The 21,761-nt window shown below is 66.4% G+C and carries 9 protein-coding genes; 3 read left to right on the plus strand and 6 right to left on the minus strand.

Annotated elements, in window-relative coordinates; all coding sequences use genetic code 11:
- Window positions 1–30 precede the first annotated feature (30 nt).
- The 5 genes from HWY05_RS06080 to HWY05_RS06100 form a co-directional block, all read right to left on the minus strand.
- Window positions 31–12,204, minus strand: a complete 12,174-nt coding sequence (locus tag HWY05_RS06080; RefSeq protein WP_176057692.1) for a non-ribosomal peptide synthetase — start codon at window positions 12,202–12,204, stop codon at window positions 31–33.
- Window positions 12,205–12,533: 329 nt separating this feature from the next.
- Window positions 12,534–13,964 (minus strand): peptide synthetase, encoded by a 1,431-nt coding sequence (locus HWY05_RS06085; protein ID WP_176057693.1) that lies wholly within the window; start codon window positions 13,962–13,964, stop codon window positions 12,534–12,536.
- A 78-nt stretch (window positions 13,965–14,042) separates the two neighbouring features.
- Complete coding sequence (locus HWY05_RS06090) at window positions 14,043–14,801, minus strand: alpha/beta fold hydrolase (RefSeq protein ID WP_244146504.1); 759 nt, start codon at window positions 14,799–14,801, stop codon at window positions 14,043–14,045.
- A gap of 16 nt (window positions 14,802–14,817) precedes the next feature.
- Window positions 14,818–15,051 carry an MbtH family NRPS accessory protein gene (locus HWY05_RS06095; RefSeq protein ID WP_035559571.1) on the minus strand — a complete coding sequence of 78 codons (234 nt, stop codon included), beginning with the start codon at window positions 15,049–15,051 and terminating at the stop codon, window positions 14,818–14,820.
- A 555-nt stretch (window positions 15,052–15,606) separates the two neighbouring features.
- On the minus strand, window positions 15,607–18,165 hold the full coding sequence (locus HWY05_RS06100) for a penicillin acylase family protein (RefSeq protein ID WP_176057695.1): 2,559 nt from the start codon (window positions 18,163–18,165) through the stop codon (window positions 15,607–15,609).
- A gap of 325 nt (window positions 18,166–18,490) precedes the next feature.
- On the opposite strand from HWY05_RS06100, the gene HWY05_RS06105 reads away from it, so the two are divergent.
- The 3 genes from HWY05_RS06105 to HWY05_RS06115 all read left to right on the plus strand — a co-directional run bounded on the left by HWY05_RS06105 (window position 18,491) and on the right by HWY05_RS06115 (window position 20,177).
- The gene (locus tag HWY05_RS06105) at window positions 18,491–19,027 is read left to right on the plus strand and encodes a hypothetical protein (RefSeq protein WP_176057696.1); all 537 of its coding nucleotides are present in this window, start codon (window positions 18,491–18,493) and stop codon (window positions 19,025–19,027) included.
- Window positions 18,939–19,487 (plus strand): hypothetical protein, encoded by a 549-nt coding sequence (locus HWY05_RS06110; protein ID WP_176057697.1) that lies wholly within the window; start codon window positions 18,939–18,941, stop codon window positions 19,485–19,487. The genes HWY05_RS06105 and HWY05_RS06110 overlap by 89 nt, the downstream gene beginning before the upstream one ends.
- A 141-nt stretch (window positions 19,488–19,628) precedes the next feature.
- Complete coding sequence (locus tag HWY05_RS06115; protein WP_035559574.1) at window positions 19,629–20,177, plus strand: hypothetical protein; 549 nt, start codon at window positions 19,629–19,631, stop codon at window positions 20,175–20,177.
- Window positions 20,178–20,190: 13 nt separating this feature from the next.
- On the opposite strand, the gene HWY05_RS06120 is transcribed toward HWY05_RS06115, so the two are convergent.
- The gene (locus tag HWY05_RS06120) at window positions 20,191–21,624 is read right to left on the minus strand and encodes a carotenoid oxygenase family protein (RefSeq protein WP_176057698.1); all 1,434 of its coding nucleotides are present in this window, start codon (window positions 21,622–21,624) and stop codon (window positions 20,191–20,193) included.
- Between the last annotated feature and the right edge of the window lie 137 nt (window positions 21,625–21,761).

The following is a 21,761-nucleotide window of genomic DNA, read 5'->3' on the forward strand; positions in this document are numbered from 1 at the left end:
AACCCTGCAATGGAACGGCACAAAATGAATTCACGCATCGAAGCTCTCCAGCAAATTATCGAGATCGTCCTGATCGATCTGACTGCCGAAATCGGACGGCGTGTACTGCGGCGCGGCCCGATCGCACTGCGCGACCAGCAGGTCGAGCCGCGCGGCGAACGCATCGACCAGCGCCTGCACACCTGGCGCGGCCAGTTGCTCGCCGGCGAAGCGCCAACTGATCGCGAGCTTGCCGCGCGCGACCTTGGCGTTGATGTCGAGCGCCCACGTGAACGGCGCATCCGCCGCGACCGGCCAGCCCGCGTGTTCAGAGGCGAAGCGCCAGCGGCTCGCGGCGTCGAGGCCAGGATCGAACTGGCCGAGGTAGTTGAAGCTGATTCGCGGCGCCGGCAGCGCGGCCAGCGTCGCGCGAACCGTCTCGCTGCCGTGCGCGTTGAGCAGGCCCCAATGCAGACCGTTGTGCGGCACGGCGCGGCGGCGCTCTTTCGCATCGACCAGCGCGCGATGCGCGTCGTCGTGCGCATCGAGCCACAGCGGATAGCGCGTCGTGAACCAGCCGACCGTGCGGCTCAGATCGAGTTCCTCGTCGCCGAGCGCCTCGCGGCCGTGTCCTTCGAGCGACACCAGCGCGCCGCGCGCGTCGCACCATTCGCGCAGCGCTTGCGCGAGCGCGGCCAGCAGCACTTCCTCGACGCTCGCGCGATAGGCCTTCGGCGCTGACTGCAACAGCCGGCGTGTGGCCGCTTCGTCGAGTTCGAGCGTGACCGCCTCGGTGTCGGCCATGCGCGGCAACCGCGACGGCACCGCGAACGACGGGCTCGCCGTGTGCGGCATCTCCGCGTTGGCGAGCGCGTCGCGCCACCAGTTGGCTTCGTTGCCGACTTCGTCGCGTCGAGCATGCGCGATCGCGCGCTGCACCCATGCGCTCCACGGCAGATTCGCCGGCAACGTCGGCGTGCGCCGGGCGAGCGCCTGCTCATAGGCCGATTGCAATTCGTCGAGCAGCACGCGCCACGACACGCCGTCCACGGCGAGATGGTGAACCGCGATCAGCAAACGCCCCTCGCCACGCAGACGGAAGTAACCCGCGCGGACCAGCGGTCCGTGGGCGATATCGAGTGTCGATTGCAGATGCTCGCCGGCTTGCGCGAGTGCGTCTTGCCAGGCCTCGTGCTCGCGCCAGTCGAACACCTGCAGCGCGCAGGCCGATGCTTCACCCACCTGCTGCTGCCACGCGCCTTCGCTGCGAAAGAAGCGCAGACGCAAGGCGTCGTGAGCCGCGATCAGCGTATCGAGCGCCACGCGCAAAGCGGTTTCGTCGAGTTCGCCACGAACCGCGAGCAGGGTCGACTGATTCCAGTGGTTCTCGCCGTGCGGGAACTGGTCGAAGAAAGCGCGCTGGATCGGCGTGAGACCAAGCGGTTCATGCGTCACGGCGAGCGCCGCGTGCGGCTCGGCGCTTTGCACGAGCGGAACGAGCGCGGCCACCGTGGGATGCTCGAACACCTGGCGCGTGCTGATCTTCAAACCGGCCTGACGCGCCCGCGCGACGATCTGCAAACTCAGAATCGAATCGCCGCCCGCTTCGAAGAAGTTGTCGGTAACGCCGAGGTCGTCGCGACCGAGTACCGCGCGCCAGATGTCGAGCAGGCTGCGTTCCGCCTCGCTCGACGCATCCACGCGTTCGCCGGTCAGCACCGGCGCGGGCAACGCGGCGCGGTCGAGTTTGCCGTTGCCCGTGAGCGGCAACGCGTCGAGCGCCACCAGCACGTGCGGCACCATGTGCGCGGGCAGCCGGCTAGCCAGACGCTCGCGCAACGCGGCAGCGTCGAACGTGGCGCCTGGCGTGCCGACCACATAGGCGACCAGTTGCGCGCTGTCGTCGCGGACCAGCGCAACGGCGTCGCTGACGTCGCGATCGGCCAGCAGCGCGTGACGGACTTCGCCCAACTCGATGCGGAAGCCACGCAGCTTCACCTGCGCGTCGTCGCGGCCGAGGTAGTCGAAAGCGCCGTCGGCGAGCACGCGGGCGCGATCGCCGGAGCGATACAGCCGCGAGCCCGGCGCGCCGAGCGGATCGGGCACGAAGCGTTCGGCCGTGAGCGAGGGACGTCCCACATAGCCGCGCGCCACCCCGGCGCCGCCTACGCACAACTCGCCCGCGGCCGACATCTCGCCGGTCGCGTTGCGCACCGCGAGGCCCAGATCGGGCAACGGCGCACCGATAGGCGACTGCGCGTGCGAGCCCATTTTTGCGGCGGACGTATCGCCGAGATCGCTCGCGTTGAGCAGATACGTGGTCACGTGGACGGTGGTTTCGGTGATGCCGTACATGTTGACCAGTTGCAGGCCGGCCGGCGCACGCGTGCGATGCCAACGCGCCAGCGCCGCCGGTTCAAGTTTCTCGCCGCCGAAAATCACGAGGCGCAGCGAAGCGAGCGGCGTCGCGTCGACGTCAGGCGCAAGATCGTGCTGCATCAACGCGCCGAACGCGGAGGGCGTCTGATTCAGCACGCTCACCTGCTCATTGCGCAGCAACGCGTGAAATGCGGGGGTGTCGCGCGTGATCCAATACGGCACGACGACGAGCCGCGCGCCCGTGCACAGCGCACCGAACATCTCCCAGACGGAGAAGTCGAACGCGCTCGAATGGAACAGCGTCCAGACGTCGTCCGCATGAACCGGATGACGTTGCGCCGCCGCGTCGAGCAAGCGAGCGACGTTGCCGTGCGTGACGCCGACGCCCTTCGGCTGACCCGTCGAACCGGACGTGTAGATGATGTACGCCAGTTGTTCGGGGTGAGGCTGGGCAGCCTGGTTCGCGGGCGAAACCTCGTTCGCCGCCCGATCCGCCGTGCCCGAATTCAGCAACGACAGCACGTTGAGATCGCGCAACAGCGTTGCGTGACGCGCGGCGCTGTCGTCGTCGGCCAATACGGTCTGGATACCGGCGTCGGCGAGCAGATAGCTCAGGCGTTCATGCGGATAGTCGGGATCGAGCGGCACATACGCCGCGCCCGCCTTCAGCACGCCGAGCACACCCGCGACCAGCGCGTTGCCGCGTTGCGCGCAGAGGCCGACACGCGTTTCCGCGCGCGCGCCTTGCGCCACCAGACGCGCGGCCAACGCATCCGACCAACGGTCGAGCTCGCCATACGTGAGCTGGTCCGTGCCGCAGGTGAGCGCGCGAGCGTCCGGCCGGCTGCGAACCTGTTCGGCGAAACGGGCGAGCACGCTTTCAAACGCGAACGATGTACGCGGTTCGGCCCAGGTCGAGGCCGCCGTCGGCGCCGGTAACGCGAAGTTGCGCAGCGGCCCTTGCGCCCGCGCGGCGACGATCTGCGAAAGCAGCGCGACGTAACCCTCGGCGAGGGCGTCGAGTGTCGAACGGTCGAGGCGCGCGGCGTCGGCGGTCCAGCCGAGTTCGAGCGTATCGCCGACCAGCGCCGTCACCGTCAGCGGATAGTGGCTGCGCTCGCTGGCGTCCACCGCCATGATGCGCAGCGGTGCGTCGCCGGCACGCAAGGCGGCGCTCACCGGATAGTTTTCGAACACGAGCACGCTGTCGAACAACGCGTCACCACTGCGTCCCGACCACTGCTGCACGCGTGCGAGCGGCGTGGCCTCGTGTTCGCGCAGCGCGGCGTTCGCGCCTTGCAATGCGCGCGCCCAATCGCCGAATTCCATCGCGGACGGCACATCCGTCTCGAGCGGCAATGTGTTGATGAAGAGGCCCACCGTACGGCCGATCCCTTCGGGCGCAACGCCGCGTCCCGATACGGTCACGCCGAACGCGGCGCGTGAGCGGTCGGCGCGGCGCGCGAGCAGCAGCGCCCACGCGGCCTGCAACACCGTGTTGACGGTGACGCGAGCGGAACGCGCGGTCTGCGCGAGTTGCGCGGTGAACGAGGTGTCGAGCACGCGGTGCAAGCGCAGCGCGGGCGTGGCGGCCGCGTGTGCGTTCGCGTTTGCATCCGCGTTTGCATCCGCATCGCTCGGCGAAGACAGCAACGCAGGCGCGCTATCCAGCAGCAATGCGGGCGGCTTCGTGTCGTCGCTCGCAAGATGCGCGCGCCACCATGCCTCGTCGCCGTGACGACCCTGCAGCCACGCGACGTAATCGCGCCATGCGGGTGCGCCGTCCCGCGGCTTCGTGTCCAGCGCCGTGCGTTGCCCAGCGCGTACGGCGTGGTAGTCCGCGAGCACTTCGTCGAGCAGTTGCGCGGCACTCCAGCCGTCGGTCAGCAAATGGTGGGTCGTCCACACGAGGTCGTGCGCGCCGTCGGGGCGTGCAAAGAGCGCGAGGCGCCAGAGCGGCGCGTGCGCGAGATCGAAAGGACGCGCGCGATCGGCGGCGAGCCAGGCGTCGAGGCGTGCGTCGTAGCCCGTTCCCTGCGCGTGCCAATCGTGGCTCTGCCAATCCAGTTCGAGCGTGCGCTGCACCACCTGCAACGGCACCCCGCCATGCGCCCATTCGAACGACACGCGCAGCACCTCATGACGCGCGAGCGCCGCTTCCCAGGCCGTGCGCAACGCGTCGCCGTCGAGCATACCCGCCAGCGTGAGGCGCTTCTGATTCACATAAACGCCCTGCGCCGCGCCTTCCAGCGCGTGGAACAACAGGCCTTGCTGAACCGGCGTCGCCGGGTAAAGATCGGCCACGTTCTGGAACGGCAACGCGAGCCGTGCCAGCGCAGCGCTGTCGAGTCCGGCAAGCGGGAAGTCTTCGGGCGTCGCGCCCGGTGCGGCTTGCGCGCAATGCGCGATCAGTTCGCGCAGGCTCGCATTGAATCGATCCGCGAGCGCCTGAGCGCTGTCGTCGTCGAGCAGGCCGCCGGCGTAGCGCCACTGCACCCGCAATTCACCGGCCACGACCATCGCGTTCAGGTCCAGCGCGTAGTGCAGCGCGCTGGCCGGATCGGTGCTGTCGTCGACCAGTTCCGGACGCAATGCGATACCCGCCGCGCCGGACGTGCCGTCGAACTGGCCGAGATAGTTGAAGCTGACTTGCGGCGCGCTCAGGCTCTGCAGCGCGGTGGCCGCACGTTCCCAACCGGCGGCGTGAGAGGCCGCGGCGCGCAACAATGTCTTGGTGGCGCGCAGCGTCGCCATGCGGGCCTCGGCGGTATCCGCTTTGTCCGTTGCGTTGCTGGTCGCCTTGTCGGTTGCTTTCAGCCACAGCGGATAACGCTGCGTGAACCAGCCGACCGTTTGCGATACGTCCACGTCATCGCGATGCAGTGCACGGCCGTGACTTTCCATCGACACCAGCACGCCGCCCCACGCCTCGCATGAAAGCGCGAGCGCCGCGAGCAGCATGTCCTCGACGCTGGTGCGCAACGCATGCGCGGTGCCTTGCAGCAGGACGCGCGTCGCCTCGGCATCGAGCGTCGTGGTCAGCGTGCGCGCATCGCACACGCGCTGGCCTTGCAAAGCCTCGGCAGGCCACAGCGGACGCGAAGCCTGCAAGGTCTCGCGCCACCACGCTATGTCGCTGGCGGCCTCCGTCGCGTGCGCATTCACATTCGTAAGCGCCGACGGCGTCGACACGCGTGCGCTATCCACCCACACGCTCCACGGCATCGACACGCGTTCGGCGAACGGCGCCTCACCGCGTGCCAGACGCTCGCACGCGAAACCGAGTTCGGCGATCAGCACACGCCACGACACAGCATCCACGACGAGGTGATGCGCGGCGAGCAGCAGACGGTCCGACGTCGACGCGGCGCGACGCACGAGCGCGGCGCCGAACAACGGTCCGTGCGAGAGATCGAAGCCGCGTTGCAGGCGCGCAGCGGCATCGGCCTGCGTCTGCTCCTGCGCGCTTGCATCGCCCGCCTCGACGACTTCGAAGCGCACTTCGCCCGCGCCTTGCACCTGCTGATGCCAGGCGTGCGCCTCGTCGCGCACGAAGCGCAAGCGCAGCGCATCGTGACGTTCGACCAGCGCTCGCAACGCCGTGTGCAACAGTTTCGCGTCGAGCGTGGCGGGGACGTCCAGCCACACGGCCTGATTCCAGTGCGCCGGCGCCTGCGGATGACGCTCGAAGAAATGCCGCTGTGCGGCGGTCAGCGGCAGCGGCGCGCGACGCTCGTTCCACTGGCGCGTGCTGCCGGTCTGCTCGCGCATCAACGCCGCGAGTCGCGCGACGCTCGGCGCGTCGAACACTTCGCGCGGGGTGACCGCATAGCCGGCGTCGCGCAGACGCGCGACCACTTGCAGCGTGAGAATCGAGTCGCCGCCCGCTTCGAAGAAATCGTCGGTGACGCCGAGGTCGTCGCGTTGCAGCACCTTGCGCCACACATCCAGCACGATGCGTTCGCGTGCGTCGCGCGGCGCGACGCTGGCTGTCGGCGCGACCGGCGCGGCAGGCAGCGCGGCGCGGTCGAGCTTGCCGTTCGGCATCAGCGGCAACGCGTCGAGGCGCATGAACGCCGACGGAATCATATGCGCCGGCAGTCTGGCTTCGAGCGCCGCACGCAGCATGGCGGCTTCGTCCTGCGTGTGGCCGCGTGCCGGTGCGTCTGTTGTCAGTTCGCCAACCCAGTACGCGACGAGCCGCTTATTGCCACCATTGCCGCCGTCGTCGCGTGCCATCACGAGCGCATCGCGCACGCCTTCGCAACTGCGCAGCGCTGCTTCGATCTCACCGGGTTCGATACGGAAACCGCGCAGCTTGATCTGTTCGTCCAGACGCCCCAGAAAATGCGCCTCACCCTGCACACCGATGCGGCCAAGGTCGCCGCTGCGATACACCCGGCTACCCGGCGCGCCGTGCGGATCGGGCACGAAACGCTCGGCGGTCAGCGCCGGGCGGCCAAGATAGCCGCGCGCGAGCGTGCTACCGCCAATGCACAACTCGCCCTGGCCGCCTTGCGGCAGCGAACCGCCATCCGCATCGATCACGGCCAAGGTGCGCGACGCAAACGGCACGCCGATCGGCGCGGTGGCATACACCGCATCCGCCGCGACGGTCGCGCGATGCAAACAGGCCACCGTGGTTTCGGTCGGGCCGTACAGGTTGTCGACGCGGATCGCCGCGAGCGGCGAGCGCTGCCACGCGGCGAGCGCATCGCCCGGCAACGCCTCGCCGCCAACCGTGATCTGCCGCAGCGAGTCGAAGCAGCGCTTCTCCGGCTCGCGCAACCATTGCTGCCAGAACGCGGTCGGAATGCGCGCGAAGCTCACGTGCTCGTCTTCGAGCGCGGCGTTGAGTGTGGCGAGGTCCCATTGCGCGGCGCCACGCATCAGCACGCGGCCGCCCTGCATCAGCGCGGGCAGCATTTCGTGCAAGGCGACGTCAAAGTTGATCGTCGAGATCTGCAACTGCGTATCGGTGTCGCGAATCCCGTAGGCGCGCACGAAGTCGCTCAGGTGGCGCCCAAGCGCCGCATGCGACACAGCCACGCCTTTCGGACGGCCGGTCGAACCCGACGTGTAGATCACGTACGCCAGCGCTTCAGGATGCACGGCGGTAACGAGCGGCGCGGCGTCTTCGGCGCTCACGTCCTCCACTTGCAGAATGCGCCGGCCGTCGAGCAAGCTGCCCACGCGTTCGGCGCTGGCACGATCCACGAGAACGATTTCAATGCCCGCGTCGTCGAGCATCGTGGCCAGACGCGCGGCCGGATAATCGGCGTCGAGCGGCACGAAGGCGGCACCGGCCTTGAGGATGCCGAGCAACGCGCACGGCAGCGCCACCGAGCGCGAGACACAAAGCCCCACGCGAACATCGGCGAGCGGCGCGGCATGCTCGCGCTGCAAACGGCGCGCGATCTGATTCGACCACCGTTCGAGCGAGCGGTAGTCGATCGCGTTGCCGTCGCACTTCACCGCCACGGCGGTAGGCCGCGTGCGTGCCTGCGCGGCAATCGCCTTCCAGACCGGTTCAAACGTCGACGCCCCGGCTTGTGCCGAGGCAGCGAGTGCCGTAAGCGCCGTCTGTCCTGTACCACGCGACAGACGCAGGCCGGCGAGCGGCGTGGCGCCCGCGTCGGCGAATTGTTCGAGCACTTCGAGGTAATGCGCGGCCAGACGTTCGATCGTGGATTCGTCGAAGACGTCGCAGGCGTAGTCGAACGCGAGTTCGAGTGCGCCGTTCTGTTCGGCCACGTTGAGCGCCAGATCGAACTGCGCGCCGCGCGTGAGGTTTTCGATGTCACGCAGGCGCAGATGGCGCGAATGCGCGAGCGCTGCGCGATCGATGCCCTCGTAGTTGAAGAGCGTCTGGAACAGCCCGCCGTGCGAGCCGTCGCGCGTGCCGCCCAGCGCGGCCACTACCCGCGCGAGCGGCGCCTGCTGATTGGCGAGCGCGTCGAGCAACACCGCGCGCGTTTGATCGAGCCACCCGGAACACGTCAGGCGACCGGAGATCGACACCGGCAGCGCCAGCGTGTTGACGAAATAGCCAAGCGCGCCGCGGCTCGCCGCGCTTTCGCGGCCGGCCACCGGCACGCCGACGCGGAATTCTCGTTGGCCGCTGTAGCGATGCAACAACGCGGTCCACGCGGCGTACTGCACCATGAAGGGCGTCGCACGCGCCGCCTGGGCGAGTGCGTTCAGGCGTTTCACGAGACCCGCGGGTACGTGCAGCGAGACCCGCTCACCTACGTCGCTGCGTTGCGCGGCACGCGGGCGGTCCAATGGCAACGCGAGTTCGGCAACCGGCGAGGCGAGCCGTGCACGCCACCACGCGAGCTGCGTATCGAGCGCCGCGCGATGGGCGGCGTCGTTCTCGCCGCGCGCGTAGGCGGCATATTGCAACGGCGCGGAGTCGAGCGCCACCGACGGCACGCCGTCGGCGCGCGCGTCATACGCGGCACACCACTCGTTAAGCAGCAACGCGAGCGACTGCGCATCGGCGACGATGTGATGCACGTGCAGATGCACGACATGTTCGTCGTCGCTCACGCGGCAAAGCGCGACGCGCAACAGCGGATCGTGCGCGAGATCGAACGGTTGCGCAGCAAGATCGCCGAGGAAGGCATAGAGGCGCGCGTCGCGCACGCCGCTGTCGAAGGTCGAGAAGTCCTCGCGGCGCCATTGCGCGGCGCGCTCGTCGTCGGCGATCTGAGCCGGCACGCCGTCGGTCTCGACAAAGCGGGTACGCAGGATCGCGTGACGCTGCACGATATCGCCGAGCGCCGCTTCGAAAACGGCTTCGTCGAGCTTGCCGCCGATCCGTACGCTCGCCGAAATTGAATTCGCCGTGCCTTGCGGGTCGAGTTGCCAAAGCAGATAAAGGCTCGTCTGGCCGGCACTCAGCGGAGCCGGCTCATGGAGATCGACCGAGGCGAGGCGGTCCGCTTCGTCGGCGGATTGCGTAATCCGTTGAGCGACGTCGCGCAATTGCGCCACGCCCAAACGCGTCAACGCCGCCGCCTGGGCCGCGATGGTGGGATGTTCGAACACGAAGGCGATCGACAACGCGGTGTCGAACCGCGCGTTGATCGCAGCGGCCAGTTGGCCCGCGACGATCGACTGACCGCCGCTCGCGAAAAAGTCGTCGTCGCGTTGCACGTGGCGCAGCGACGGCAACGCGTGCCACAACGCGGCAATGCGCTCTTCCAGCGCGTCGCCTTCGAACGGCGTCGCTGCTGTGTGTTGCGCGTGGCTCCCAAGTTCAGCGTTTGCGTCATGCACGTAACGCGCGACGTACGCGAGCGAGCCATCCGCGAAACCCGTCGCGCAAGCGGCGCGCCGCAGCTTCCCGCTCGACGTGCGCGGCAACGCGCCCGCTTCGAGCAACAGAACAGCGCCGACCGGCTCGCCGATCGCGGCGGCCACCGCGCGCCGGATCGCATCGATCACGGTCTGCTCTGTGCCGTCGCGCTGCGCGGCGCGCGCCAGTTCCGCCGCCACGCCGATTGCTTCCGCGCCGTTCGCGTCACGCACGGCGAAGGCCGCGATCCGGCCGCTGCGCAGTCCATCGACCTGCGCGAGCGCGCGCTCGATATCCTGCGGATAGACGTTGCGACCGCGCAGGATGATCAGATCCTTCACGCGGCCGGTGACGAACAGGCGGCCGTTGTTGACGAAACCAAGGTCACCGGTGCGCAGCCAGCGCGTGCCGTCGACGGCATCGGGAACGAACGTGGCCGCGCTCGCCGCCGGCTTGTTCCAGTAGCCCTGCGCGATGCTCGGGCCGCCCAGATGAATTTCGCCGACGCGTCCATCCTGCAGCAGTTCGCCGGTTGCAGGGTCGACGATTCTCAGCGAATGATCCGGCGTGGAGCGGCCACAATCGACCAGCGGCGTCGCCGCGCGGTCTTCGCTTTCGGCCTTGCGCCCCGCGCCTTGCGCAAGTGCATTCACCTCGAACAAAGGCGCGAGCGCGCCCTCGCCCGCCACACCGCCGCTCGCGAATAATGTCGCTTCGGCGAGCCCATAGCAGGGGTACAACGCGCCTTCACGCAAACCCGCCGACGAAGCCTTGCGCGCGAACGCGTCGAGCGTGGCGGCCTGAATCGGCTCGGCACCGCAGAAGGCTACGCGCCAGCATGAGAGATCGAGGCCGTCGAACTGCTTGTCGCGCACACGGTCCGCGCACAACTGATACGCGAAATTCGGACCGCCGCTCACGGTCGCGCGATAACGCGAGATGGCGCGCAACCAGCGCGCCGGTTGTTCGAGGAAGTGCTGCGGATCGAGCAGCACGAGTTCGAAACCGAAATACAGCGGCAACATCAGCCCGCCGATCAAGCCCATGTCGTGATAGAGCGGCAACCAGCTCAGCATGACGTCGCGCGTCGCGTCGATCGACATGCCCGCGTGAATCGCGTGTTCGTTGGCGGCGATATTGGCGTGGCTGACCATCACGCCCTTCGGCTCCGAGGTCGAGCCCGACGTGTACTGCAGGAACGCGAGCGCATCGGCCTGCGGACGCTCGAAAGCGAGCGGCGCGGCGTGTTGCGTTTGCTCGGGCGTGAGCGTAATGCAGGCGGTGTCCTGCGAATCGCTGGTGAGCGCGCTCCACTGGGCCTGCTGCTCCGCGCCGACAATCGCGATACGCGGCGAGCAATCCGCCTGCATCGCGCGCAAACGTTCGAGGTGTTGCGCATGTTGCGGTTGCGGCGCATAGGCCGGCACCGCGACAAGGCCCGCATACAGGCACGCGAGAAAGTTGACGACGTAGTCGAGGCCGCTCGGCAGCAGGATCATCACGCGTTCGCCCGGCGCGGCGCGCTCGCGCAACCCGGCGGCGGCGCGCTGCACCCGTTCGAGCAACTGCGTATAGCTGAGCGCGCGTTCGTCGGCGACGCCGTCGGCCAGATAGCGCAGTGCGATCGCATGCGGACGGTAATACGCGTGGTCGACGAGTCGCGACACGATGTCGTCGTGAGTCGCGGGACCGTTGGCGTTCGGGTTCGCGTCATGCGCCGCGCGCGCGAGCCGCGACTTGCGGCTCAGGAACGGGCAGACGTCGCCGGCGCGCGCATTGTCGTCGCCGAGAAAGTACTGTTTCCACTCCAGATTGCCGGGGTCGCCGTAGAAACCGAGGTCCGGGTGCGGATCGACCGCGTCCCACTTCAGCAGACGCTGGCGCACCTGATTGCGCGCTTCGCGGCCAATCACCTTGTTGGTGATGGTGTCGACGAACACCGCGCGCGGCTGGAACAGCAGCACCATGCCCGGCCCGAGATTGCGGCTATGACGCGTGGCGAACGACGGTAACGCGCACACCACGAACATTTCGATACCGGCGTACGAAAACTCCCAGTCTTCGTGGGAGGGATCGGGATATGCATCGGCGGCGGCATGCGGGTCGACGTCGTGCAACGCCTGCAGGATGCGCCAGAACTGACGCTGATACTCGTCGTGCGACAGCGGTTCGGCATCGGGCTCGAAGAACACCGCGATATTGTTCTTGCGATAGTCGGGCATGGCCGCGAGTCGCGCGAAGGTTTCCATCGACCCCGCCAGATCCGCGGTGTCCTTGCCGTTCACGAACGCGTAAAACATCTCGCCGCGCTTCTCCGCGACGGTGCCGAAGAAGCACGGATAGGCCGGGTGCATCACCTGCTCGCGCAGCGTCGCGTAAGAGGACGCGAGCCACTCGGGCAGTTCCACCTGCGCGCCGATCGCCTCGCCGCGAATCACGCGGCTGGTCCAGTCGGCAGCATTGCAGGCGCTCGCGCGCGCTTCCAGCGACAACGGCAAAGCGGCATCGCCCGGCGTGCCGTGAGATTGATTCGGTTCCATCATGCTCCCTTGATTTCGTCGACCGGACGCGCGCCGACGCGCGCCCGCCATGCGTGCCGCTTGCGGCCACGCTGATTTAGCTGGGTTTTCGTGGGGAGAATCGCGACGCTTCGGGATGAGCGTCTTTATTCTGAAGACATGGACCGCCGCGCACGGCGGGTTTGTCTATCGACTGCGATGTTGCATGGGTACGGCTTCACGGCGCTTGCCTGGTGGCGGCCGGTTAGTGGCCAATTAGCTGCCTGGTATTGGCCTGGTAGTGCCGGGCTTCATTCAGTCCGGTTCGCGCGCGCCGCTGTTGCAGGGCTGCAGCAACGCGCGAACGGCTTACGTCAGGCCGGCTGCGGCGCGTCGAGTTCGACGACGAGTGCGTTGACCCAGTCGTCCGGGATGATCGGCTGGTGATACGTACACTCGCCGGACACCACCGTCGAGCCGTGCAAACGGCCGTCGGGAATCAGCACCATGTCGCCTTCATTCATCTTCAACTGCATGCCGACGTTGCCCCAGAACAGCATTTCGCCCGCTTCGATCGTGACGAGACGGTGATCGTTGTGAACGTGGGTCGTCGAACACATCTCGTGCGGCTCGACAAACGTCTCGCGATCGATGTCGGGAAACTCGGCATAGATGCGCGTGCTGATGCGCTGCGCGAATTCGCAGAAACGTTCGATCGCCGACAGCCAGCGCAACTGTTCGCCGAGATCCCAGCGCGCGCGTTCCGTCAGACGTTCGGCCGCCGCGAAGCCCTGCATGCATTGTTCACGTGCGCTTTCGCCGTAGCGCGCTTCGAGTTCGCGCAATGCGTCGGCGAAGCGGCGCGCGAGTTCGCGCTGGCGGTCCGGGCTGGCGTCGGGCGCGGCGCCACGATGCGTGAGATGCGGGCAGGCACGCGTCAACGCCGCGACAAACGCGAGTTGCTCGGCTTGCGCCGCGAACGCCGCACCGATCAGACCGAAGGCGCGATCGGGACGGCGCGCAAGCGCGTACAGCAGATTGGTTTTAGCGAGGCTGGTCGGCAGATAGAACTGCCAGTACGAATGCGCGTCGCGCGTGATCTCCGCCGCCGACGCCACGCGTGCGAGCAGGTCTTCGCTGCCGCCGTCGAGCTCGAGCGTGGGATGCAAGGCGGGCGGCAACGCGTCGAAGAAGCCGCTGGCCTGGGCGCGGCGCAACGCGCGGCGCTTCGAGGGCAGCAAGGCCCAACGTTGCACGGCGATAAAGCGCAGACCGTCCTGCAGATAATCGTTGCGCACGAGGCGCGCGAAGTTGTCTTCCCAGAACGCCAGTTCGTCGCCGATCAGGCGCGTCAGGCGCGCCGCGGCGGCATCGCCTTGCGTGGCGGCGTCGGTGTCGCGGCTCAGGTAGTCGAATGCATACGCTTCGAGGAACGGCGCGATCTGTGCGCCGAGCGCGCGCACTTCGTCGGCGTGATAGGCGCTGAAGTGCTGCCACGCGTCCGCGTTCGTCTGCTGCGGCAGGTTCGCCACGTCGAGTTCATAGATCGACAGCAAGGTGCGATTCGACGCCAGCGAAGGCAGGCGGCTCACGTTGTGCGTGCGCACCGGCTTGCGGAACTTGAGAAATTCGAAGTCCTCGGGACGCAGCGGCCGGCGGTGATACTGGCCGTCGAGCACGAGTTCGTCCACGGTCGCGCTACGGAACGGCAACGCGGCGGCAAAGCGCTTGATGAGGTCGACGTGGTGTTCGCTCTGTCCTTCGAACGGCTCGAAGTCGAACAAGGTTGAAAACGTTAGCGACATTTTCAGAAATCCGTTTTTAAGGAAATGAGGAGTGGCCGCTGGGCGCGCGCCGCTTTGATGCTGTGACGATCTGACGGTTTACTGTTCTACCGCGACGGCAGTGAGCGTATTCAGCACCGCCGCGGCGTGCGCTTCGAGAAAGAAGTGGCCGCCCGCGAATTCATGACGGCCGAACTCGCCTTGCGTGCATGCGGCCCACGCGTCGACATCGGCGAATTGCGCGGTGGCGCGATCGTCGCGGCCGGTAAAGACATCGATACGACATTCAAGCGGCAGACGCGGCGAACTCGCCCGACTCTGTTCCGTGTAGACCCCGCACAGATGAAAATCCGCGCGCAGCACCGGCAGCATGAAGTCGACGAAATCCGCGTCGGCCAGCAATTCCGTGGGCGTGCCGCCCAGTTCCGCGAGCTTCGCCACCATCGTCTCGCGCGGGCAGTCGAGCCAATGCGACTCGACCTTGCGGCGCGACGGCGCCACCGACGCCGATGCGCCCAACCACAACGGCATGCGGCCATCTCGTTGCCGCAACGCGTGACACAACTCGAAGGCCACCAGCGCGCCCATGCTGTGCCCGAAAACGGCGAACGGCGCGTCGCGATCGAGGCGCTGGCCGATGTCGTCGGCGAGTTCGGCGATCAGCGGGCGCCATTCGGTATGCACGGCTTGCGCGCGACGCGTGCCGTGGCCGGGCAGTTCCGCGGCAATCAGATTCACACCGTCCGGCAACAACGGTATCCATCGCCGATACAACGCCGCGCTGCCGCCCGCATGCGCGAAGCAGATCAGATTGAGCGGCGTGGAAGTGGCGAAGGTCACGGTGCTGGCGGTGCTCACACTAGGCTGCATACGTTCAGTTCGGCGCGGAACCTTGTGCGGAGGCGCTCTCTTCCATCGCCTTGCGCAAGCTCAGCGGACGCATATCGGTCCACACCTCGTCGATCCACGCGAGGCAGTCTTCCTTCTTGCCGGACTTGCCGGCTTCACGCCAACCGGCGGGAATGGCCTTGTAGTCAGGCCAGATCGAGTACTGCTCTTCGTGATTCACCACTACGTGGAAATTCGTGTTCTCGTCGCCCCAACTCATGAATGCGCTCCGCTGCGTTAATTTGATTGGCTATGCGAATGAAAGACAGAAGTCCGCCTGGAGTGATCTCCATAAACGGTCCCGGCTCGCGAAACTCAGTTTTCGCGAATGACAATCATTCCCATTTGGACTCGAAGGTTAGAAGCCGGAACCGAAGGTGTCAACCGTCAAATCCGACGAAATGCGCGATGCATGTTTCCCATGAGCCGTTTCCGCCGATCAATCAATGACTTGCCGTTAAACCGCATTGACAATATTTATTTTTCTACGCGAAACCGTAGCACTACGGACAATATGGGTTTGCTGGAAGGCGTCACGGAATTCGATTAGGATCACGCGCGCATTCAACGAGCATTGCTCAAGAATTCATCGCGCATAGCGTTCGCCATGCCGTTTTCGACATCGCTCAGGTAAGTTATACGGACCGGAGAATGTTGCCGCCCATTACCCGGTCTTTTATACCGTCGTTATTGTTTCTATTCAGAGGCGCGAGCAGACAGACGACCCGCGCATGCGTGGGTCGTCCGGAAACCTGGCTCCAGCTTTAACGAGGGCTCAGGGTGGCACGGGTCCATCGAGCACGGTAACGCGCAGCGCCGGGTCCGCTTCGATCTCGGCGCGCGTGAAGGGCACCTTCAGCCACGCCTTGCTCGCGTAGCGCCGGGTGTAGTCGCTCTCGTGGCCGGACGCGGGGTCGTCGGATTGCGAGGTGGCGAGGAACGTGTAGGCCTGCGGCCCGGTATCGTCGAAGCCGACCACCTGCATGTAGGTGTTGCCGTTGGGATTGCCGTCGAGCGAGAAACCCTCCGGCGAATCGATCTTTTCCTGTGAACAGGCCGCCGTGAAATAGCCTTGCGCGGTGCAGCCGCCGAACAACGGCACGCGCACGCCGTCACGCGCGGCGTAGAGCGCCGCGCCGCGCGGGCTGTCGGGTGCGAGACCCGCGCGATGCAGATCGTCGGCCGCCGTCAACAGCAGGTCGCGCGCGGTCGTGCCTTCAAAACTCAAACCGCGCGGCGTGTTGAGCGGATCGGCGGCACTGACGGGCACGCGATACGACCAGCCGCTCTTCTCGTGCTGCAGATGCGTCCAGAACACGTCCCACAGGTTCGCGCCACGCGCGTGCGGGTTGCCGGTGTCGTCCCATTCGCGCAGCGCCTTGCACGCCGATGCAAGCGTCTCGCTCGCGTCCGCCGAAGAGGTCGAAGAGGTCGATGGGGTTGATGAGCCACCGCCGGTTTCACCACACGCCGCCGCCAGCACATCGGACTTGAAGCGCTCCGCTGAGAGCGCCCGGCTGTTCAACACCATCTGACGCACGCTCGCGCTGTCCGCGAGACGGCCCGGATAGCCGTCCCGGCCATCGAGACGCGCGCGGATCATCTGCAGCCCGAGTTGCGCGCGCAGCGTCATCTCCTCCTGGGTATCGAAGATCGCACCGTAGCCCGCCAGCGGCTGCGCCGGATTCGCGAGCGCGTAAGTGTTGTTCATGTTGGCGACGTAATCGCCGCGCGTGAGGCTCGGCATGTTCGCGAGCGGCAGTTTGCCGTTCGCGCCGGACCAGTTGCAGGCCGAGCGCGAACCGTCGAGCACCGGCACGCCGCGCGCTTTTTGCGCGAGCGCCGCCGCGACCGGCTGCACCGTGCACTGGGCGGACAACGCGGGCGGCACGTTCGGTATCGCGCCGATATCCGCGTACCAGGCACGCCGGTCGTTGCGTCCCGCGGCGAGCGTGTTGACCCACGGCATCGACGCGTCGTCGCGCGTGATCGCGATGAAGTCCTCCAGCGAAGCCGCGCGGTCCCAGCGCAGGAACGTGTCGAAGGTCTGCGCGTTGGTCTCGTTGACGTCGCGGATCGCAAACGCCGAAGCGGAATTCGCGGCGAGCGCGGGCGAGAAGCCGGAGAGATCGATCAGCGGTCCGAAGCGGGTGCGATAGAGCGTACGTGTGATCGGCTGAAGCGTGCCGTCCGCCGCGCGCACCTGGATCGTGATCGGCACGCGCTGCATCGTTTCCGCTTTGCCGTCGACGAGATACGTGTCCGGGCGCCCCGGCGCGAGCGCGAGCCGGAACAGGCCGAAGCGGCGAGCGGTGGACACGGTCAAGCTCCAGGCCACGTTCTGGTTGAAGCCGATCATGATGACGGGCGTGCCGAGAAACGAAGCGCCGCTCACGTCGAGCTTGCCGGGAATCGTCAATTGCGCCTGATAGAAGCGGTCGGGGCCGCGCCAGAACCAATGCGGATTGCCGAACAGCAACCCGTGCGGCGTGCCGGTGGCATCGCCGCCGAACGCCATGGCGTTGCTGCCGATGCCCGCTCCGCCGCCGGCTTGCAAATACGGCAGCGACGTCACTTGCTGCGGCTTGCCATTCAACGACACGGCTGGCTTCGATGCATCCGCAGAAGCCGCGGGCGGTTGCGCGTTCGCGATCGCGTGGACAAAGCGCGCGTAGCCGCCCGCATACATCGCGGCCAGCATGCGCCGATAGATATCGCGCGTGTCGATCGGCTTCACCCAGGCCTGGCCGCGACACGCGGCGTGCGCACCCGCATGGGCGCCCTCGCCCAGTTCACGCAGATAGCGGTCGTAGCCCGCCGCGAAGCCGCGCGCGAGCGCCTGCGCTTCGCCGGATTGCTGCTTCTCGAACGTGGCGAGCGCCGTGTCGTCGACGAGAAAGCGGAAGTAGAAATCGGTGTCGATGTTGGCCGGCCGGCCGATGGTCGAATACGCCTTCGCCTGCGCAGCCGGTCCGAAGTAACGCGAGCGTTCGCCGCGCCAGGTGACGAAGCCGTCGGCGAGTGTGCAGAGGTCGTCGGTGGCCTGCGCATAGCCGTAACCGTAGCCGAGACCAGCCCAGTCGTTTGCTTCGATATGCGGAATATCGTAGGCGGTGCGGCTGATCCGCGCGTGCAATGCGGAGTCATCCGTTGGCAAATCGGTCTGCACATCCTTCTGCAAATCGGTCTGCACATCCGTCGCGCTTCGGTCGAGTTTCCCCGCCACGCAGCCGGACAGCGCCATCGCACAGGCCGCGAGCAGCGCGGCGGCTTTCATGCGCTCGCGGCAGCGTGCCGTGAGCTTTCGTTGCTTCGTCGTGTTCCACAGAACCATCCAGTGCCTCCCCTAGGCTGGCACGCCGATGCGTTGCGGCAGGCAACGAGCCGCCGCAATGCACCGAGCTTTATCACGGCGGCTGAGTTTAAAGCACAGGGCATCGACACCGCAAGAATGCGAATCATTTTCATTTGGAGGGAACTTTGATCGTCTGCGCGGTTCGTTTTCATCTGCCGCGCGCCACGTCGCTGATCAGACAGCGGGCACCCTCGTGAAGCGACAACGGCTGGCAATACGGCGACCCAGGAATATCAGTGGTCGAAGAGTCTCGCGGTGATTCTGCTGCGCTATACGCGCCGCTATTTCAAGGTGCTGCCGTTGCTTGAAGGCGCAGTTCCTGTTCGCGCAGTTCTGGTATTCGCTGTTTTCGCTGACCATGGCCGCGACCGTCGCGATGCCCGTGATCGCGCTGGTCACGCGCCGCGTGTGGAGCGACGTCGCCTATCTGTCCTACTTCGGCTACGCGAGCGCCGTCACGATCAGCATTCTGCTGGTGATGGCATGGGTGCGCCGCACGGGCAGTTTCCGGCCGTTCGACGCGAAGGTGAGCTCGTGGGAAGGCATGGCGTTCCTGTTCGCGCGCTGGCCATGGTCGCTGCTCGGCATCGGCTCGGCGCTCGCCGACTGTCTGCACGGACGGGAATTCGCCTTTCGCGTGACGCCCAAAGGCGTGTCCGTTGACGAGCGCCCGCCGTTGCGCGTGGTGCTGCCTTATCTGGCGATCTCGCTGATCTGCAGCCTGCCGCTCGTCATGATCGACGACACCGGCAATGCCGCGCGGCTTCTACGTGATCTCGAGCGTCAACGCACTGGTCTATCTGGCGGTCGCCCTGCTGATCGTCGTGGCGCATGCTCATGAGCAAGGGCAACGTCTGTCCCTGCTCCGCCTGACAGCCGGCGACGGGCCCGCCGTGCGCCGCGTGGCCTTCGCGGCCGCTGTGCTGGTGCTTGGCATGGGCAAGACCGAACGCTTGCCGGAAGGCGCGAACGCACTGCTCGGGCATGACGTCTCGGCGCGAGCGCAAGCCGTGCCGGAAGTGGTTGTGGCGCAGCCGCAATTGCTCGGCGTCTACGACCCGGAACACGCGTTCCCGGCCAGGAACAATGCGATCGACATTGAACATATCTTCGTCTCGTGGGACGACCCGGGCGCGCCGACGCTGATCCAGAACGCCCACGAGTATGCGAACCGAACCGTCTCGACCGTCAATGGCTGGTGTCGATCGAACCGTGGCCGGCCCGCTCCCGCAACAGTCACACGCTGCTGCGCGATATCCGCACGAGCGGCGCTCCGTGAGCTTTTGACGATCCGCGCTTGACGGGCGGATTTTTTACGACCACAATCTTTCCACTGTACAGATTGGTGACCTTTAGCTCCTGGCGAAGTCACCGCCTTACCCCCTCGTTCGACGCCAACCCACGCGCCACCGCGCGATCCTCGCGTCATTCTGGAGATCACCATGACTTTTCTTCTGACGTTTGCCCCGTTCCTCGCCTTTGCGGTAATCGAGCGCCTCGCCGGTGCGCAGGCGGGACTGGCCGCCGGTGCGATCGTTGCCGCCGCACTGCTGATCCGCGATTTCGTGAGCCCGGTGCGCCGCATCAAGCTGCTCGAAGTGGGCACGTTCCTGCTGTTTGGCGCACTGACGCTCTACGCGCTGACCAGCGACGTGCAATGGTCCATCGCCGCCGTGCGCTTGCGCGTCGACGGGGGACTCATGCTGATCGTTCTCGCCTCGATCGCTTTGCGCCGGCCATTTACGTTGCAGTACGCACGCGAAACCGTGTCGCGCGAACTGTGGAACAGCCCCGAATTCATCCACGTCAACTATGTGATCAGCGCAGCGTGGGCAGCGGCGTTCGGCGCGCTCGTGCTGGCCGATATCGCCATGGCTTATGCGACGGCGTTGCCGCATTCGGTGGGCATCGTCGCTACGGTTGCCGCCCTCGTTGGCGCGTTCAAGTTCACCGCGTGGTATCCCGCTCAACACGCGGCAAAACGGGCCTGATGTTTAGCGGCACTTAATCGTTTGGCGACTCGCTTGCCGACTCGTTTGTCGAGTCCCGTGCCAGCCAGTTTCCATGAAACCCGTTCGGCACGCGGTGCGGAATCTCCACCGTCGCCAGCGGTCCGGCCGCAACGTTCAACGCATCGAGCACCAGCAGATCGCTGCGCGCTTGCGCTCCACGGAACACGACGGCCAGGATCCATCCATCGCCTTCGGCGGCACCGGATGTGGCATCGGGCACACGCGGCACGAAGACCGGCTCCGATGTCGCGTCGCCCGCCGGCAGGTCGAACACGTCGCGCGATTGCGGGTTGGCGTGATCGATATGAGCGATTCGCGTGAAGAGACCGTCCTCTCCGTCCGAATGCGCGGCCAGCCATCCATGACGATACGGCGCGCCGGCAAAGCGCTCGTCGATACGCGGAAATTCGCCGCTGATATCGGCAACGAGCTTGCTGGTGAACACGCGCGCGTGGCTGCGCAAATCCAGCGTCCAGCGACACAGGCGCGCATGACCGACGTCTTCGACCGGGCGGCCGTCAGGCCAGGTGAAATTCGGCGGAGCATCGAATTGCATCACGTCCATGTAGAGACAATCGTCCTGCTCCCATGCGTTCATCACGTGAAAGACGAAGCACGCCGGCCCTTTCCACCACTCGATCTCATCGCTGCCGTCGCGCCGCATGACACCCACGAACGCGCCGAACTGCGGCTCCCACGCGTAGGCCGGACCGCCCGCACGTAACCTCGGCAAGCTCGCCGTCAACGGCGTCACGGGAAACAGCAGATGCCGCGCGGTCATCGCGAAGTCATGCACCATGCTCGCGTAGGGCGCGTCGAAGCGCCGCAGATACGTAACGTGGCCACTCGCGTCGATGCTGCCCGCCGTGATGCCCGCGCCCAATCCATTCGGACCGCCATAGCCGAAGAACAGCAGTTCACCCGTTACAGGATCGAGCTTGGGATGCGCGGTAAACGCGCCATGCAACGCGCCGCCGAAATCGATCTGACCAAGCGTATCCAGCGTGCGCGCATGCAGTTCGACCGGCAAGTGCGCTTCCTCCAGCGCAAGCAGACGCGTGCCATGCCTCAGCACGTTGGTGTTGGCGCTGCCGTCGTCGTACGGCAGCGAGTCGTCCGCGGAATCACCGAACGCGTTGCCCCGCGCGACACCGCGCTCGCGCTCGGCGAGCCAGCGTTGCGTGCGGACCCAGCGGTTCCGGTAGGTCACGCCCGCCTCCGCGAACTCGAAGCGGTGCACCATGCCATGCCCCGCGAACCAGTGCTGCGCCGGATCGGGATAAAGCGGATTGGGACCGTTGCGCACCAGCCCCCCCGCGAGCCCGGACGGTAACGCGCCATGCACGCGCAAGGGCCCACAGTCCGCCTCGAAGTCGGTTGGCGGCAAGTTGGCCTGAAATGCCTCTGCGTTCGTCTGCTCGCTCATACGGTCACCCCATATTATTCCAGTGGAAAGATTTTGACTTTCACGGCCCTTTTGGTCAACATGTCTTTTCAAGACCAGAAAACCAGAGAGTTCACCGCCGCTATGAAAGATGGGTCGTCAACAGGCCGCAAAGCCGC

It is taken from the genome of Paraburkholderia sp. BCC1876 (assembly GCF_902833695.1).
Taxonomy (GTDB): Bacteria; Pseudomonadota; Gammaproteobacteria; order Burkholderiales; family Burkholderiaceae; genus Paraburkholderia.

Coding starts and splice junctions, on each gene's coding strand:
- HWY05_RS06085 (WP_176057693.1), bottom strand. CDS start 13,964: ATGTCGCTAACGTTTTCAACCTTGTTCGACTTCGAGCCGTTCGAAGGA.
- HWY05_RS06115 (WP_035559574.1), top strand. CDS start 19,629: ATGACTTTTCTTCTGACGTTTGCCCCGTTCCTCGCCTTTGCGGTAATC.
- HWY05_RS06100 (WP_176057695.1), bottom strand. CDS start 18,165: ATGGTTCTGTGGAACACGACGAAGCAACGAAAGCTCACGGCACGCTGC.
- HWY05_RS06110 (WP_176057697.1), top strand. CDS start 18,939: ATGCCGCGCGGCTTCTACGTGATCTCGAGCGTCAACGCACTGGTCTAT.
- HWY05_RS06080 (WP_176057692.1), bottom strand. CDS start 12,204: ATGATGGAACCGAATCAATCTCACGGCACGCCGGGCGATGCCGCTTTG.
- HWY05_RS06120 (WP_176057698.1), bottom strand. CDS start 21,624: ATGAGCGAGCAGACGAACGCAGAGGCATTTCAGGCCAACTTGCCGCCA.
- HWY05_RS06095 (WP_035559571.1), bottom strand. CDS start 15,051: ATGAGTTGGGGCGACGAGAACACGAATTTCCACGTAGTGGTGAATCAC.